Annotated in this window: 4 protein-coding genes and 3 pseudogenes; all 7 read left to right on the forward strand. The window is 57.5% G+C overall.

Annotated elements, in window-relative coordinates; translation table 11 throughout:
- Positions 1–123: 123 nt before the first annotated feature.
- The 7 genes and pseudogenes from EV586_RS01225 to EV586_RS01245 all read left to right on the forward strand — a co-directional run bounded on the left by EV586_RS01225 (position 124) and on the right by EV586_RS01245 (position 18,023).
- Positions 124–6,516, forward strand: coding sequence for a non-ribosomal peptide synthetase (locus EV586_RS01225; protein ID WP_132943269.1), 6,393 nt, complete (start codon positions 124–126; stop codon positions 6,514–6,516).
- Between the two features lie 215 nt (positions 6,517–6,731).
- Positions 6,732–9,848: pseudogene (locus tag EV586_RS21740) on the forward strand (non-ribosomal peptide synthetase); the annotation flags it as partial.
- A 72-nt stretch (positions 9,849–9,920) separates the two neighbouring features.
- A pseudogene (locus EV586_RS21745) lies at positions 9,921–12,764 on the forward strand (non-ribosomal peptide synthetase); the annotation flags it as partial.
- Positions 12,765–12,848: 84 nt separating this feature from the next.
- Positions 12,849–13,103: pseudogene (locus tag EV586_RS21750) on the forward strand (phosphopantetheine-binding protein); the annotation flags it as partial.
- Positions 13,104–13,224: 121 nt separating this feature from the next.
- A complete protein-coding gene (locus EV586_RS01235; RefSeq protein ID WP_132943271.1) occupies positions 13,225–13,938 on the forward strand; it encodes a 4'-phosphopantetheinyl transferase family protein in 714 nt (237 codons plus the stop codon).
- A 27-nt stretch (positions 13,939–13,965) separates the two neighbouring features.
- Complete coding sequence (locus EV586_RS01240; RefSeq protein ID WP_132943272.1) at positions 13,966–14,730, forward strand: thioesterase II family protein; 765 nt, start codon at positions 13,966–13,968, stop codon at positions 14,728–14,730.
- A gap of 143 nt (positions 14,731–14,873) precedes the next feature.
- Complete coding sequence (locus EV586_RS01245; RefSeq protein WP_132943273.1) at positions 14,874–18,023, forward strand: hypothetical protein; 3,150 nt, start codon at positions 14,874–14,876, stop codon at positions 18,021–18,023.
- Positions 18,024–18,029: the final 6 nt, after the last annotated feature.

Here is an 18,029-nt window from a genome sequence, read left to right on the forward strand (position 1 = left end):
GGCTCAACAGTGCCAGACTCTTTTTTCACACAATAATAGCTGAATATGTTACAATAAAAATTAAAATGGATTAATTAAAATGAACTATTCATATAGGAGCCTGAAGGTAGAAGGAGAACCCGCATGGACAAAAGAGCCAATCTAACTCCGGCGCAGCGTGCGCTGTTAGAAAAACGAATCAAAGGCAAAGGCCCCGTCATGCCTGCTTCCGCCATAAAGAAAACGGGCATTCCCCGCCGTCCGCCGGGGGAATCTCCTCTGTCTTATTCCCAAGAGCGCATGTGGGTCATGGAACAGATGGAGCCGGAAGCGGCTGTCTACAATATTCCGGTTGCCATTTCGGTTAGCGGAGAGCTCGACCGCGAACTGCTATCCACAAGCATCCACGAAGTGATCCGCCGCCACGAAGCCCTGCGCACCACGTTCCCGGTCACAGACGGCACGCCAGCGGTATTGATCCATGAGGAACTATCCGTGCCGATCCTCGCGCTTGACGTTCGGCATTTGCCGGAGGGGGAGCGGGATGAGGCGGCTCAGCGTCTGGCGCTGGAAGATGCCCAGCGTCCTTTTGACCTCATCCGAGGCCCGCTTGTGCGCGTCACGACCATCCAAAAGGCGGATGAAGAGCATCTGTTGCTGATCACGCTCCATCACATCATCGCGGACGGCTGGTCGCTCGGTGTGCTGATCAACGAGTTTTCGCTCCTCTACGCTTCCATTAAAAGCGGTCTGCCTGCGCCGCTCCTGGAGCTTCCGATCCAGTACAGCGATTTTGCGTACTGGCAGAAGCTGCCGGAGCAGCGAGCCGCTTTACAACAACATCGAGAGTATTGGAAGCAGCAGCTTGGCGGCGAACTTGAACCGCTCCAGTTGCCGGTCGACCGGCCGCGCCCGAGCAGCCAGACCTTTTGTGGTGCCACGACCCAATTTATGCTTTCCAAACCGCTTTCCGATTCTCTGCAGCAACTGAGCGTAGAGACTGGCACGACACTGTTCATGACCCTGCTGGCCGCTTTTCAAACGTTTCTTTCCCGCTACACCGGGCAGACGGACATCCTCGTCGGTTCGCCGATTGCCAACCGCACCCGCCGTGAGATCGAAGGGCTGGTCGGCGTCTTTATCAATACCCTTGTCCATCGCAGCCGGATTGACGGCGAAATGACCTACCGCGATCTGTTGGAACAAGTGCGCCGTACGACCCTCGACGCATTTGCCCATCAGGATATGCCGTTCGAAAAATTGGTCGAAGAGCTGCAAGCAGATCGCAACATGGCCTATTCGCCGCTGTTCCAAGCGATGTTTATCCTGCAAAACAATGAGCAGCATACGCTTTCCATGCCGGGGTTGACTTTGCGGAGCGAGACTCTGGAGACACAAACGGCCAAATTTGACATCACTTTGTCTTTCTTTGCGACCGAGAATGGCCTCTGGGGGCATTGGGAATACAACACCGATCTGTTTGACGCCGAGACGGTCGAACGCATGATTCTGCATTTCCAAACGCTGCTCAGTGGCATCGTCGACAAGCCGGACCGGGTTTTGCACGAATATCCGCTCCTGCCGCACGAAGAGCAGCAAAAGATACTCCGCGACTGGAATGACACGGCAGCGCCGTCCCGCGAAGTCTGTATTCATCACCTGTTCGAAGAGCAGGTGGAACGCACCCCGGATGCGATCGCACTGGTATTTGAAGATCAGGAACTGACTTATCGAGAGCTGAACAACCGCGCCAACCATGCCGCTCAGTCCCTGCAGGCGTGCGGCGTTGGGCCGGACGATGTTGTCGGGGTCTATCTGGAGCGTTCGCCCGAACTGCTCACCGCTCTGCTTGCGACACACAAGGCAGGAGGAGGCTACCTGCCGCTTGACCCGGGCTATCCGCAGGAGCGCCTCGCCTTTATGATCAGGGATGCCAAGCCGAAAGTGATCCTGATCCAGCCGTCGCTCGCCGGACAGCTTCCGCCGCATGACGCTCAGGTGCTGACCTTGACTGGGGAAGAGCAGTCTGACCTTCTCCCGAACCCGTCCAGTCTCGTGCGTCCGGAGCATCTGGCCTACATCATCTACACGTCCGGTTCCACCGGCCAGCCCAAAGGTGTCATGGTCGAGCACCGCAGCGCCTCCCATTTCTTCACCGGAATGGATGGAGCTGTTGGCTGCGGAGGGAAAGACACGATTCTCGCTCTGACTTCGATCGGCTTTGACATTTCCGTGCTCGAGCTGTTCTGGAGTTTGACGCGCGGGACGAAAGTCATTTTGCTGACCGAACAGGAGATCAGTGAAACGGGCTTGTCGATCAGCGAATACTCCTTGCGCAAACAGTTGCTCCGCCACCAAGCGACCATTCTGCAGTGCACGCCTTCAATGATGAACATGATCATCTCAGCACCTGAGGGACTGGCCGCGCTCGCTCCTTTGCAAAAAATTCTGCTGGGCGGCGAAGCATTGCCTCCCACGCTGGCCCGCCAACTGTTACAGAACACGAATGCACGCCTGTTCAACCTATACGGCCCGACAGAAGCGACTGTCTACGCGGCTCATTATGAAGTGACAGACACCGAACTACATTCAATTCCACTCGGCCGTCCGCTTTCAAACAGCACGCACTACATCCTCGACAAACAGCTTCAGCCGGTGCCAATCGGCGTTGCTGGTGAACTGCACATCGGCGGGGCTGGTGTGACGCGAGGGTACCTCGGGCGGGACGAATTGACCGCTGAGCGGTTCATTCCCAATCCGTTTGGCCCGGGCCGACTGTACAAAACGGGCGATCTCGCCTGCTACCTCCCGGACGGGAATATCAAGTTTCTCGGCCGTCTCGACCATCAGGTGAAAGTGCGCGGCTACCGTGTCGAGTTGGGTGAGATCGAAACGCGCCTCTTAGAGCATGTCGCGATTCACGAAGCGGCGGTCCTCGCCCGCGACAACACGCTGATCGCCTATGTGGTCGCCGAAGGGGAGCTGCCCGACGTGCTGGGCATTCGCAGTTTCCTCGGCACGCGCCTACCCGAGTTCATGGTGCCAACTCGCTTCATACAGCTTGATGCGATGCCGCTGACCCCGAGCGGAAAAATTGACCGCAAAGCTCTGCTTGCTTTGGAGATCGCGCCCCTGCAGAGTGTCGAACGAACGTACGTCGCGCCGTCTTCGCCGCTGGAAGAAGAGCTGTGTATCGTCTGGTCGGAAGTTCTGCAGGTCGAGCAAGTCGGTGTGCAAGACAACTTTTTCACGCTCGGCGGGCACTCCTTGCTGGCAATGCGAGTGATGTCGAGGGTAAACAGCCGGTTTGCGACGCATTTGTCTCTGCGCAGCTTCTTCGAAGCGCCAACGATCGCCGAACTCGCCGCCGTGATCGCCGAACAGGAGCACGAAGTTGTCACACCACCGATCATACCCGTGCCGCGAAATGAGCATTTGCCGTTGTCCTTTGCTCAGGAGCGGTTGTGGTTCCTTGACCAGTTGCATCCCGATTCGGTGACTTACAACATCCCGGTTGTGCTCCAGATCAAAGGGAACCTGGAGCCCGATGTGCTTTGCAGGTGCTTAGAGGCGGTCGTCAAACGGCATGAATCCCTGCGCACGACGTTCAAGATCGTTGACGGGCAGCCGAAGCAGATCATTACGAATGAAGGGAACGTACCATTGCCTGTGTCAGATGTGCAAAGCGTTGCAGAAGCCCGGGCGGCAGCGCTGGAAGAAGCGAGAACGCCGTTCAGTTTGGCAGAAGGACCGCTTTTGCGCGCGAAATTGCTGAGGTTGGGGCCAGTTGAGCACATGTTGCTGCTGACCATGCATCACATCATCACCGATGAGTGGTCGATGGGCATTTTCATAGAGGAGATGGCAACGTTTTACGCTGCCTTTTCGACAGGAATAACGGCGCATTTGCAGCCACTGCCCATTCAATACGCAGATTACGCCGTCTGGCAGCGTGAGTGGCTACAAGGTGAGCTGTTGCAAAATCAGCTGGCTTATTGGAAGGACAAGCTCGGCGGAGAACTGCCGATCTTGCAACTGCCGACCGATTTCCAGCGTCCGGCGGTGCTGAGCGAGCGGGGAGCGAGCCGTACCTTCCATTTGAATGCAGCATTGACCGGGCAGTTGAACCGGCTGAGTCAGCAGGAGGGCACGACACTTTTTATGACTTTGCTCGCTGCCTTTAACACATTGCTGTTCCGCTACACGGGCCAAGAGGACATCCTGATTGGAACGCCCATCGCCGGACGGAGGCGCGAAGAGATCGACGCGCTGATCGGCTTTTTCGTCAACACGCTCGTGCTGCGCACCGACCTGTCAGGCGGGGTTGGTTTCCGTGAACTTCTCTCCCGCGTCCGCAGGACCGCTCTCGATGCGTACGCACATCAGGACGTGCCTTTTGAGCGACTGGTTGAAGAGCTGCAGCCGAAGCGCAACATGAGCTACGCGCCGCTGTTCCAAGCGATGTTTGTCATGCAAAATAAACAGCAGAAGCAGGTCGAGCTCGATGGCCTCACGATGTCTGCTCAGCCTGTCGCAAGCAGCACTGCCAAATTTGACCTGTCGCTGACGATGACCGAGACAGCGGATGGACTGACGGCGAAGTTTGTATACAACACCGACCTGTTCACGGCTGATACGATCGGGCACATGGAGGAGCACTTGACTGTGCTGTTGGAAAGCATCATCGCTTTCCCGGATACGGACATCTCCGCTCTGCGTTTGCTCACGGCAGACGAGGAGCACCTGCTGCTGACCACGTGGGCGGGCGGTGCAACTTCGTCTGTCGAAATGAAGCTCCTGCACCAGCGCTTTGAGGAGCAAGCGTCCCGTACGCCGGATGCGGAAGCGGTTGTCAGCGGCGACGCGCGCCTGACGTATCGTGAACTCAACGAGCGGGCCAACCGCTTGGCGCATTATCTGCAGGCGCAAGGCGTCACGACAGATACGCTTGTCGCCATCTGTGTCGAGCGCACAGAACAGATGGTCATCACCGCGTTGGCGATCTTAAAAGCAGGCGGTGCCTATGTGCCGATCGACCCGGCCTATCCCGAAGAGCGCATCGCGACCATGATACGCGAATCCAATCCGGTGTTCGTTTTGACAGATCAGATGCTGAACGCCTTGCAGAGTGAACTGGTCACGATGCCGACCGTCAATCCGGTCTGTAACACGACGCCCGATCACCTGGCCTACATGATCTTCACCTCTGGCTCGACCGGAGTGCCAAAAGGGGTCATGATCGAACACAAGAGCATTTGCAATTACATCGAATGGATGCTCCAGTTTTATCAGATGACGCCGACCGATCATGTCCTCCAGAAGGCGAGCTTTTCATTCGACGTGTCGGTATGGGAAATGTTGTTGCCACTGTCATGCGGTGCCAAGACGGTGCTGGCCCGTTCAGGAGGGCAGGCCGATATCCCGTATCTGATTGAACTGATCAACCAAGAACAGATCGCGATCGCACACTTTATCCCGTCGATCCTCCAACTGTTTGCTGCAGATGCGAACGTGCAGACGTGCAAGAGTCTGCGCTTCCTGCTGAGCGGCGGTGAAGCATTGCCTTATGAATTGCAGGAGCGGGTGCTGGACAGGTTGCCGGATGTTGAGCTTCATAACCGGTACGGTCCGACCGAAGTTACCGTCAATGCCACGTGGTGGAACTGCCGCCATGACCGGGAGCGCAAGATCGTACCGATTGGCCGGCCTTTGCCCAATGTCACTGTGTATGTATTGGACGCAGCGCTCCAGCCGGTGCCGACCGGTGTGGCGGGTGAGCTGTACGTGGGCGGCGACTGCTTGGCGCGGGGCTACTACAACCGACCGGAGCTGACGGCAGAGCGCTTCTTGCCCAGTCCGTTTCAAACGGGCGAGCGAATCTACAAGACCGGAGACCGGGTGCGCTGGCTTGCGGATGGCAGCTTGCAGTTCCTTGGCCGGTTTGACGACCAAGTCAAACTGCGCGGCTTTCGGATCGAACTCGGTGAGATTGAAGCGGTGCTGGACGAACACGAATTCATCGCTCAATCGGTGGCGGCGGTTCACCGTGGTGAGGTACTGGCCGTCTATTACTTAGGAGATCGCGTTCCGGCCGCAGACTTGCGTGCCTATCTGAAAGATCGTCTGCCCGCATTTATGGTTCCGTCCGCCTTTCTGCAGCTTGAAAAATTCCCGCTCACGCCAAACGGCAAGATCGACCGCAGTCTGCTGCCGATCCCGAATGAGTGGGAGCGCACGACCGAGTTTGTCGCTCCACGAACCTTTACAGAAGAACGTCTCGCCGCGCTCTGGTCGGAACTGCTGCGGATTGAGGAGATCTCCGTCTATGACAGCTTCTTCGATCTCGGCGGACATTCGCTGATGGTCACGCAACTCGTCGCCAGAGTACAACAAGTGTTTTCCGTCTCGCTCAATCTCCGCGAGCTTTTCGAAAAGACGACCATCGCCGAGCTGGCGGAAGTGATCGAAGCAGCCGAAACCGTACAGGCTCCTGTTATTCAACGCAGGGAGCGCCACGGCAACAGAATGAAACGCTAAGTGAAAAGAGAGTCTGGCTCAACATTGCCAGACTCTTTCTTTTACACACAAACATAGCCGTGTGTGATACAATGAAAATTAAAATACATTAATTAAAATGAATCAGTCACATACAGACATGAAGGCAGAAGGAGACCCAGATGGACAAAAGAGCCAATCTCACCCCGGCGCAGCGCGCCCTGTTAGAAAAACGAATCAAGGGCAAGGGCCCGGTCATGCCCGCGTCCGTCCAAAAGAAAACGGGCATTCCCCGCCGTCCGCCTGGGGAGTCGCCGCTGTCCTATTCACAAGAGCGCATGTGGGTCATGGAACAGATGGAGCCGGATGCGGCCGTCTACAATGTGCCGTTCGCTGTGACGATCACCGGAGAGCTCGACCGTGATCTGCTGTCCCAAAGCATCCACGAAGTGATCCGCCGTCATGAAGCCCTGCGCACGACCTTCCCCGTCACCGACGGCACACCGACGATTTTGATCCATCAGGAGCTCTCCGTGCCGATCACGGCGCTCGACGTTCGAGACGTGCCGGAGGGGGAGCGTGAGGAAGCGGCCAAACGTCTGGCGCGGGAAGAAGCCAAGCGCCCGTTTGACCTGATCCATGGCCCGCTGGTGCGCGTGACGACCATCCGAAAGGCGGACGAGGAGCATCTCTTGCTGTTCACGCTCCATCACATCATCTCCGACGGCTGGTCGCTCGGCGTGCTGATCAACGAGTTCTCGGTCCTCTACGCCTCCTTCAAAAACGGCTTGCCCTCGCCGCTGCCCGAGCTGCCGATTCAGTACAGCGATTTCGCATATTGGCAAAAGCAGCCCGAGCAGCAAGCCGCCTTGCAGACGCATCTCGACTATTGGCAAGAGCAGCTCGGCGGCGCACTTGAGCCGCTCCAACTGCCGACCGACCGTCCGCGCCCGAGCAGCCAGACCTTTGACGGCAGCACAATCCAGTTTATGGTGTCTAAACAGCTCTCCGATGGCGTCCAGCAGCTCAGCGTGGAGTGCGGAACGTCGCTGTTCATGACGCTGCTGGCCGCGTTCCAGACCTTTCTCGCCCGCTATACAGGGCAAGGTGACATTCTGGTCGGCTCGCCGATCGCCAACCGCAACCGCCATGAGATCGAAGGTCTTGTTGGCGTGTTGATCAACACCCTCGTCCACCGCAGCCGGATCGAACAGGGCATGACATTCCGCGGACTGCTGGAGCAAGTACGCCGCACGACACTCGACGCGTTTGCCCATCAGGACATTCCGTTCGAAAAATTGGTCGAAGTGCTGCAGGCGGACCGCAACATGGCCTACTCGCCGCTGTTCCAGGCGATGTTTGTCCTGCAAAACAACACCCAGCGCACTTTGTCCATGCCAGGCCTGACGCTGAGAACCGAGACGTTGGAGATGCACACGGCCCAATTTGACATTACCTTGTCCTTTTTTGAGACGGAGAACGGTCTCTGGGGGCATTGGGAATACAACACCGACCTGTATGACGCCGCGACGGTGGAGCGGATGATCCGGCACTACCAAACGCTGCTCAGCAGCATCGTCGAACATCCGGACGCACCGCTCGCCGATCTGCGTCTGCTCACGGAAAAAGAAGAGCAGCAGCTGCTGCACGAATGGACGCGCCTCGAACCCTCCACGCTGGAGATGAAATGCCTCCACCAGCATTTCGAAGACCAGGCCGCCCGCACCCCGGACGCCGAAGCGGTGATCTGCGGCGCTGAGCGCCTGACCTACCGCGAGCTCAACGAGCGTGCTAACCAACTGGCGAACTACCTGCAAGCGCAAGGCGTCGTGCCGGAAACGCTGGTCGCCATCAGCGTCGAACGCACGCCGTGGATGGTGATCGCCACGCTGGCGGTGCTGAAGGCGGGCGGGGCCTACGTGCCGATCGACCCGACCTACCCCGAGGAGCGCATTGCGACCATGCTCCGCGTGTCCGACCCGGCTTTGGTGTTGACCGACGAAAAGTTGGCCGGGCTGCAACAAGAGCTCGCCCTGCTGCCGGCCACCAATCCGACGAGCAGCGTCGAGCCGCACAATCTGGCGTACGTCATCTTCACCTCAGGCACCACCGGCGTGCCCAAAGGCGTCATGGTGCAGCACGACACGTTGCACACCTACAGCGAAGAGTGGCGCACCAAGTTCGGCTATGACCAGATCGAGATCCGCGAACTGCAATATGCTTCCATGTCTTTTGACGTCTTCGTCGGCAACTTGATTCGCGCCCTGCATGCGGGAGGGGCGCTGGTGATCGTGCCGCAGGAGACCCGCTTGGATTTTGCAGCGTTGTACCGCATGATTCAAGAAGAGCGAGTCACCGTGTTCGATTCCACGCCGGGGGTGCTCATCCCGTTCACCACCTATATCTGGGAGAACCGCCTGCCGCTCGATCATCTCAAATTGCTGATCCTCGGCGCAGATGCGTTGGCGAGCGCCGACTATGCCTTGCTGCTGGAACGCTTTGGCGACCGGATGCGCATGGTCAACTGTTATGGGATCACCGAGGCGACGATCGACTCCTCCGCTTATGAAGCGAAAAAAGGGGAGTACGACCCGACCCTGTACAGCACCGTCCCGATTGGCCGCCCAAATGCCAACACGAGGCTGTACATTCTGGACACCGACCTCCGCCCGCAGCCGATCGGTGTCGCAGGCGAGCTGTACGTCGGCGGCGCAGCGGTCGCGCGCGGGTATTATAACCGACCGGATCTGACTGCTGAGCGCTTCTTGCCAAGCCCATTCGAGCCGGGCGAGCGTCTCTATAAATCGGGCGACCTCGTCCGCTGGCTCCCGGACGGCAACATCCAGTTCCTTGGGCGCGTCGATCAGCAGGTCAAGCTGCGCGGGTTCCGCATCGAGCTGGGCGAGATCGAAGCCGTGCTGAACGAGCATCCATCCATTCTCCAATCGGTGGCGGCCGTCGTGAACGATGGCCAAGATCTTGTCGCGTATTACACAGGTGCATCCGTCCCGGCGGAAGAGTTGAGCGCAGGCCTGAAAGAGCGGTTGCCTGCCTACATGGTGCCGAGCGCCTTCATGCTGCTCGATCAGTTTCCGCTTTCGCCCAACGGCAAGATCGACCGCCGTCTGCTTCCGGTCCCGGATGCCAAGGAGCGCCACACTGAGTATGTTGCTCCGCGGAATCATACGGAAGCACGACTTGCCGAGCTCTGGTCGGAACTGTTGCCTGTGGAGGAGATCTCCATTCACGACAACTTCTTTGAGATCGGAGGGCATTCCCTGTTGGCGACACGCCTTGTCGCTCGCGTGAACAGCCGTTTCGAGATACAAGTGCAGTTGCGCAGCCTGTTTGATGCGCCAACGATTGCCCAATTCGCTGCCATGATCGACGAGCAGGAGCCAAACGGTGCTCCGCCGATCTTGCCTGCAGCGCGGGAGGATCATCTGCCATTGTCCTATGCCCAAGAGCGGCTGTGGTTCCTTGACCAATTACACCCCAACACGGCGACCTATAATGTTCCTGCCGTGGTGCGAATAAGTGGAAGTCTGGACAGCGATGCATTCTTCCAAGCCTTCCAAACGGTTGTAGAACGGCACGAGTCCCTCCGTACGACCTTCCAGGTCGTCGACGGGCAGCCGAAGCAGATCATCTCGGACCAAGTAACCGTTGCCCCGTCCCTTTCTGTCGTGAACAGCGAAGAAGCGGCGCTTACGGAAGCGCTGGAAGAAGCGCGAAAGCCATTTGACTTGTCACAAGGGCCGCTCGTGCGGGCGAAACTGCTGAGGCTGTCTGAGCAAGACCACCTGCTGCTCCTGACGATGCATCATATCATCACCGATGAGTGGTCGATGGAAATCTTCATTGCGGAGATGGCGAAGCTGTACGGTGACTTTGCGATGGGACAAACGCCGCAGGTTGCACCATTGCCGATCCAATATGCGGATTACGCCGTGTGGCAGCGCGAGTGGTTGCAGGGGGAGGTACTGGATAACCAGCTTCAATATTGGAAGCAACAGCTCGGAGGAGATTTGCCAATTCTGCAACTCCCGACCGATTTTCCGCGTCCGGCTATGCTGACCGGGCGGGGATCTGATCACACGTTCCAACTGAGTGCGAATCTGACAGGGAAACTGAACCGATTGAGTCAGCAGGAAGGTGCGACGCTGTTCATGACCTTGCTGGCCGCTTTTAACACCTTGCTGTACCGCTACACCGGCCAAGCGGACATTCTGATCGGTTCCCCGATTGCCGGGCGCGGGCGCAAAGAGATCGAAGGTTTGATTGGCTTTTTTGTCAACACCCTGGTTCTGCGCACCGATCTGTCCGGCGAACCGAGCTTTGCCGAATTGGTAGGCCGCGTCAGAGAGACCACGTTGCAAGCATACGAGCATCAAGATGTACCGTTTGAAACGTTGGTCAAAGTGCTGCAGCCGGAACGGGACATGAGCCGCTCGCCGCTGTTCCAAGTCTGTTTGGTGCTGCAAAATGAACCGCTTCCCGATCTCGAGCTGGCAGGGATCACGCTCAGCTCCGTCGAGTTGGACCTCCAGACTGCCAAATTTGACTTGACGATGACGCTGTCCGAGAATGGCGACGGCGGGATGACAGCCAGACTGGAATACAACACCGAGTTATTTGAAGCGTCAACGACCAGCCGCCTGGCAGAGCATTTTGTCATACTGCTGCAGGCGGCTGTGGATACGCCGACGCAGTCGATCTCCACACTTCCGCTGACGACAGCCGAAGAACGCGAACGACTGCTGCACGGGCAGCATGACGTGACCGCGTTCCCGCAGTCGCTGACGATTCATGAGCTGTTCGAAGAGCAAGCAGCCCGCGTCCCGGAGCGCATCGCCGTGGTCTGTGAACAGCAAGAGCTGACCTACCGGGAGCTCAACGAGCGCGCCAACCGCTTGGCGCATCATCTGCAAGCCCAAGGCGTCGGGCCGGAGTCGCTGGTCGGACTGTGCGTCGAGCGCAGCGTGGAGATGATCGTCGGCATCCTCGGTATCCTGAAAGCGGGCGGGGCCTATGTCCCGCTCGACCCGACCTACCCGCAAGAACGCTTGGCGTTCCTGATGGAAGATTCGCAGATCGAAGTGCTCGTCACGCAGGAGCAGCATCTGCACTCGCTTCCGCCGCATGGCGCAGCGAAGATCTGCCTCGACCGCGATTGGGATGCGATCTCCTCCTGTAGTGTGGAGAACCCGTACAGCGGTGCGACGCCGGACACGCTGGCGTACGTGATCTACACGTCAGGTTCGACAGGGAAGCCGAAAGGGGTATTGATTCCGCACAGCAACGTTGGACGTCTGATGGAAGCCACCGAGCATTGGTACCGGTTTGACGAGCACGATGTATGGACCGCCTTTCACTCCTATGCTTTCGACTTCTCGGTCTGGGAGATTTGGGGCGCCCTGCTGTACGGCGGCAAATTGGTTGTCGTCCCGTACTGGGTCTCCCGCACGCCCGAAGCGTTCTGCCAGCTGCTCATCGCCGAGCGGGTGACGGTGCTCAACCAAACGCCGTCCGCGTTCCGTCAGTTCATGCAGGCGGAAGCAGCTCGCGTCGACGGTGGCGAACTGTCTCTGCGCTACGTCATCTTCGGCGGCGAAGCGCTGGACCTGCCAAGTTTGAAGCCGTGGTTCGACCGCCACGGGGACCGCACGCCGCAGTTGATCAACATGTACGGCATCACCGAAACCACCGTACATGTCACCTACCGCGCACTGACGATGCAGGACGCGACAGAGGGGACGGGAAGCGTGATCGGCACGGCGATCCCCGATCTGCAAGTCTACGTGCTCGACCGACATCTCGAACCGGTGCCGGTCGGCGTGACCGGGGAGATGTATATCGGGGGCGCAGGCTTGGCCCGCGGGTATCACAACCGTCCGGACTTGACGGAGGAGCGCTTCATCAAGCATCCGTTTTGCGACGGCGAGAAGCTGTACAAGACGGGTGACTTGGCACGCCTTCTGCCAACCGGAGAACTGGAATACGCGGGCCGGATCGACGAACAGGTGAAGATCCGTGGCTTCCGCATCGAACTGGGGGAGATCCAAGCGGTGCTCAGCCAGCATCCGGAGCTGCAAACCTGTGTGGTCATCGCCCGGGAAGATCAGCCGGGAGACTTGCGTCTGGCGGCGTATCTGGTCGCAGAGCCGGACAATGCGCCGGACGCCGGTGAACTCCGCGCCTTTCTGCAGGAGCGTTTGCCCGCCTACATGGTACCGGTTCATTATGTGCGAGTCGATGAAATTCCGCTCACCCAGAACGGCAAGCTCGACCGTCGCCGCCTTCCAGTGCCGGAAATGGGCGAGCGCGTCACCGAGTATGTCGCCCCGCGCAATCAGACAGAACAGCGGCTGGCAGAGCTTTGGTCGGAAATGCTGGGGGTTCCGGACATCTCGGTACACGACGACTTCTTCGAACTCGGCGGACATTCGCTGATGGCGACACAAATCGCGGCCAGAGTTCGGGAGGAGTTTTCCGTCACGCTCGAACTCCGCGAACTCTTCGATAAAACCACCATCGCCGAAGTGGCCGAGATGATCGCAGCAGCCGAAAACGCGCCAGCCCCGATCATCCAACGCAGAGAACGCCCTCGGGTCCAGAAGAAACAGTAACTTACCAATGGAAAAAAGAGTCGGGCTGTAAATGCCCAGACTCTTTTTTTCATCCACAAACACAGAAAATTATGCTAAAATAAAAGTTAATATATATTAAGAAAATGGAGCGTTCACACATATGACACCAACCACGATCCAACTCTTCGCCGTTCATCGCGGCGCGCAACTGACCGACTCGCAGATGCAAAAGTCCTTGCAGACCCTGCCGCTGGAAGACCAGCAGCGCATTCTTCGCTACCGCCGATGGGAAGACCGCCAAAGCGGTATGCTCGCCGCCAAGCTGGCGCGCAAGATGCTCTCCGACCACCTGCACGTCCCGGCGAGCGAGCTGCAGATTCGCCGCACCGAGCTTGGCCGCCCGTACCTGCACGGCTTTGCGGGCTGGCAAGGCGACTTCAACGTTTCCCACTCCGGCGACTGGGTCTTCGGCGGAATCACGACCCAAGGCCTGCTGGGTGTCGATGTCGAAGGCTTGCGCGAAATCGAGATGGAAGTCTCCAAACACTGTTACTGCCCGGAAGAGCGCGACGAGCTGTACAGCCTCGACGGTGCGGAGCAGAACGCGTTTTTCTACGTGCTGTGGACGATGAAGGAAGCGTATATCAAGGCCATCGGCACAGGCTTGTCCACGCCGCTGACCTCGTTTGGTTTTGACATCCCAAGTTTGAAAGAAGGCAAGATCCTGTTGAAAGACGACAGTGGCGTCCCGCAGCCGCAGTGGCATTTCCAGCGCTATGACGTGGATGATGCGTACCGGTTTGCGATCTGCTCGGATCAGCAGAGCCTGCCGGGCAGCATTACGCTCTTGACCCGTGATGAAGTGCTCAACTAGACCTGACACCCAAGGAGGAATGTTACGATGACCCGTACCGCGCAAGCATCTAAATGGTTCCAATGTGCCTACCCGAAACCGCAGGCCGAGCAACGCCTTTTCTGCTTCCATTACGCAGGCGGCGGAGCGTCCGCCTTTAACCAATGGGGAAAAGACCTCCCAGACAGCATCGAAGTCGTCGCAGTGCAGCTCCCAGGCCGCGAGTCGCGGTTGTTTGAGCCGGTGTTTACCTCGCTCCAGCCGCTGGTAGAGGCGGTGGCGGCGGAGATGTTGCCTTTTTTGCAGGAGAAGCCGTTTGTGTTCTTCGGGCACAGCATGGGGGCGATCGTGAGCTATGAGATGTCCCGGTATCTGAAGCAGCAGCATGGCATCCAGCCGTCCCATCTGTTCGTTTCGGGCTATCCGGGTCCGCACACGTATCAGAACGACGATCCGTATTATGTGAAATCGGACGCTGATCTGATCCAAGACCTCGTTGAATTGGGCGGGACTCCGCAGGAGCTGCTCGAGAACGAGGAACTGATGAGGCTGGTGCTCCCGACGATCCGTGCGGACTTCCAAGTATGCGACACGTATGAATTTGTGGAAGGCGCGCTGCTCGACTGCCCGCTCACCGCTTTCGGCGGCTGGCAGGACGAGATGCTGACAGAAGAAGGCATGAAAGCCTGGGGCGAGTTAACGAGTGGGGCGTTTGCGATGGAGATGTTTGAAGGGGATCATTTTTACTTGCTGGAAACAGAAAAACGCGACACGATCTTGTCTCATATTAAAAACTGCGGTGTCTCCAAGTAGGAGACGCCGCAGTTTTTTAAACTTCTGGCAAACGTTACTCTACAGGCATGCACTTTTGAACAACCCCTGCTCCATACAGGAACCGCCACCGCGCCATCGAATACTACATGCATTCATTCGTTATCGAAGGGGGTCCACCCAGCGTGTTTCACCCACAATCCGAGCGGAAGCCCAAGGTTCAACAGCCCTCCCCAGCGCGAGAACGTTCTGCCGCGGCGCAAGATACCAGCGCCTTGCAGCTGCGCGCGGGCATCTTGCAGTTGCAAAAGCAGTACGGCAACCAGCGCACGATGCAGATGCTGAGCGCGTACCGCTTACGGCAGCAGCGGCCGATGCAACTGAAGAAAGGCGAAACGGAAATGACAACCGAGCCCCAACCGCCAGCAGCGCTGTACCGGGTGCGCAAAAAGGGAGCTGTGCGTATCAAGCTGAAAAAAGTGGATGACAAGCAAGCTTTTCACGACGCGAACGCCAAAATTGATCAGGTGATCATCGGGGCAGAGCGGCCGCGCGGAATATTTGGCGATCATCATGGGAGCCATACGACCGCCTGGGAGGTTTTTTGTGATGTGGTGCGCTTTTCGATCACCGGGAAGACGGTGGATGAGGCGATCGCCACGCTGCAGAAGCTCTGTTCGTCCGATCTGACATCGCTGCCCGGGCTGCCGACGATCCCGCATCTCAACGGTGAGGAAATGGCGGAGGAAGAGGAGCACGAAGACGGCGGCACCACTGTCGAGGAGGATCACACTGAAGAAGAACTGCCGCTGGAAACGGTAAACGTCGAAGCGGACGTACAGCCGTCCGCGTCCGGCACGATAGCGGAAACCGAGGAAGAGGAGGAGGTCGAGGACGAAGGGGTCGAGCAGTGGACCTACGATGACTTCGATGCGGAATACGAACCGGAATATCTGGAGGAGGAAGACGAGGCCTATCTGGAGTCGCTCAATCCTGCCAAGGAAGAGGAAGCGGACAACAGTTCCACACAGCCGTCGAATCTGGGCATGGAGGAGGAGCAACCGGCTCAAAAACCCAAACCGTCTTCGAGCCAAAATCCGCTCAAGCGCAGTCGCGAAGACGAGTTGCAGGAGGAAGAGCCGAAAAAGCTCAAACTGACCAACCCGGAAGAAGAGGCGCAACGGGATAAAGCGGCCGAGCATCAGTTTCAAATGGGCAACTACCTCAAAGCGTACCGCCGTCTGGAAAGCAGCATCGGCCAAGCGGAGCATGCGAAGACTCTGGAGGAAGCGTCCGGGCTGGAGAAGATCGGGGTGCTGCAAGAACTGGTGCTGGCGTTCCTCCAATTTCGTAACTCGTTGCCGTTGTCAGCTTTCGATTCGGCGGTCAACAATGGCAAGAATGAAGGCAAACTGATCAATGACATCCGCAAGTATGAGAATTATCAAGAGGACGTAAGCGCGATCAAGAAGGCAGACCTCAATGCCCTCCGCGACAAAATGTGGCTGTTGCTGGATCAGGCGGCCGTCGAGGAATTTTACGAAGTGTGCAAGGAGGAGAAGTCTGCCAACGGCAAACAGCAGGTTGCTCACATCGTGAAGCGCCATCTGATCACCTTGAATCAAGCATACAGCAACGTGTACGGGCTGACGAACATTGCCAGCCAGAACTCGATCGTGAACTTCTTAACCGGCAAAGTCAAACCGATCGCCAAGAAAGGGAAGGAAGACCCGGTCACCTTGCACTTTGACAAGAAGACGGCCACGGAAATCGCCAAGCTTGTTCTGTATGAACAGGCACCGGGCAAGAAAAAGCTGGTCCGCTCTCCCCAGCTGGAAGCGAAGGAGTTCGATAAAAGAGACAAGATCGACGAAGCGGATCTCGCGCCGACCAAACGTTTTGCATGTCAGATCGAATTGGACGAAGCGGAGGACCCGGCGATCACACACATTCGCTTCTCCGGGCGAGCGCCGGGGATCTTTGGCAACCAGACGATGGGCAGCCATCTGACCGCTTGGAGCCTGCATGCGGAAGTGGTGAAAGCGAAACTGCGCGGCAAAACGCTGAGCGAGGCGCGGGATGAGATCTCGAATCTTTTGGACGACAGCAAGACAGAAGGCGGCTACAAGCGGACAGAAGCGATCAAGGCGAAAAAGGCGTACGAGTCGCCGGGTGACACGACCGATGATTTCCCGGATAAGTTTCAGCAGCAGTCGGATGGCATGTACAACGACATCTTGACGCGGTTTAAAAGCGCGGAAGATGAAGTCGACAAGACACTGGCTGCGCTCGAAGAGGCGAAAGGTGCGGTTTTGCTGCCGGCGCTGCAGGACGCGATCGCCGCGTATATGCATGTTCGCAATACGCTGCTGCTGTCTGCAGTCGATGGCAGAAACGTCGGGCTGCGGGCGGTCGGGCGCGGCGAAGCGGCGAAAGTTCGCGACATTCGCAAAGTCGAACAGCTGGTCAAGCAGGACGAGCAGCACAAGGCGACACTCGAAATTGCATTAGAAGAAAAAATGTCCTCTGAGGAGGAAGCGTCCAAAGAGCGGGCGCAGGATAATCTGCAGCAGCACGTAATGCCGGACAAACAGCAAGTCCGCAACAAAATGTGGGAACTGCTCGATCATGATGCGCTCAATTATTTTACGCGCCGCAAAGCGACCGCGAAAACAGCACCAGGCATCCTCAAAGGAGAAACGCAGTATGACCTGATCAGCGAAGTGATCGAATCGCATCTCAAAGCGCTGCGGGAAGCGTTTCCAAAAGCGTACGACTACGCCGAGATGGGCAGCGAAGCTTCACGCCAAGAGTTTTTCGAAAAACTCCTTGTGACACATAAGGAAGGTGTGCATGAAGACAGCTTGTCCATTCTGCATGACGTGGAACAAAAGGTGGGTGAGTTGGAGAACGGGTTGGGCGATCTGAAAGGCTCTGAAGTGGCCAAGCTTGCTGTAAAGTACCGGAATGCGACTCCGCTGCTCTACTCGTTTCTGGACAAGCGTGCGACGTATGAGAAGGTGGTAGAGGAGGTCAAGAACTCCCGAGGGACTCAAGTTGACAATGCGGAGGACGAGGAACTCCGGGATTACGATGTTCCCGGTTTGGTCTACCGTATTTTCGACTTTGCATTCAACCTCCTCGACAAGATCGATCAAGGTTCCTATTCTCGCTTAGGAGAAGAGAACCAGAAGCTCCTCAAAAAAACCGCAGACGAGATCCGGAAAGAGGAACGGTTGACAAGACGATCAAAAATCGAGAAAAAGATCAGGGCCAAAAAGAAGAAAGTCATCTCATATAACGAGAGTTCGGACAGCGAGGAGGAAGAGGAATAAGTAAAA

The sequence above is a fragment of the Tumebacillus sp. BK434 genome (assembly GCF_004340785.1).
In the GTDB taxonomy this organism is placed as follows: domain Bacteria; phylum Bacillota; class Bacilli; order Tumebacillales; family Tumebacillaceae; genus Tumebacillus_A.

Bases quoted from the DNA above. Each gene is read 5' to 3' on its own strand.
- EV586_RS01225 (WP_132943269.1), top strand. From the start codon at position 124: ATGGACAAAAGAGCCAATCTAACTCCGGCGCAGCGTGCGCTGTTAGAA.
- EV586_RS01240 (WP_132943272.1), top strand. From the start codon at position 13,966: ATGACCCGTACCGCGCAAGCATCTAAATGGTTCCAATGTGCCTACCCG.
- EV586_RS01235 (WP_132943271.1), top strand. From the start codon at position 13,225: ATGACACCAACCACGATCCAACTCTTCGCCGTTCATCGCGGCGCGCAA.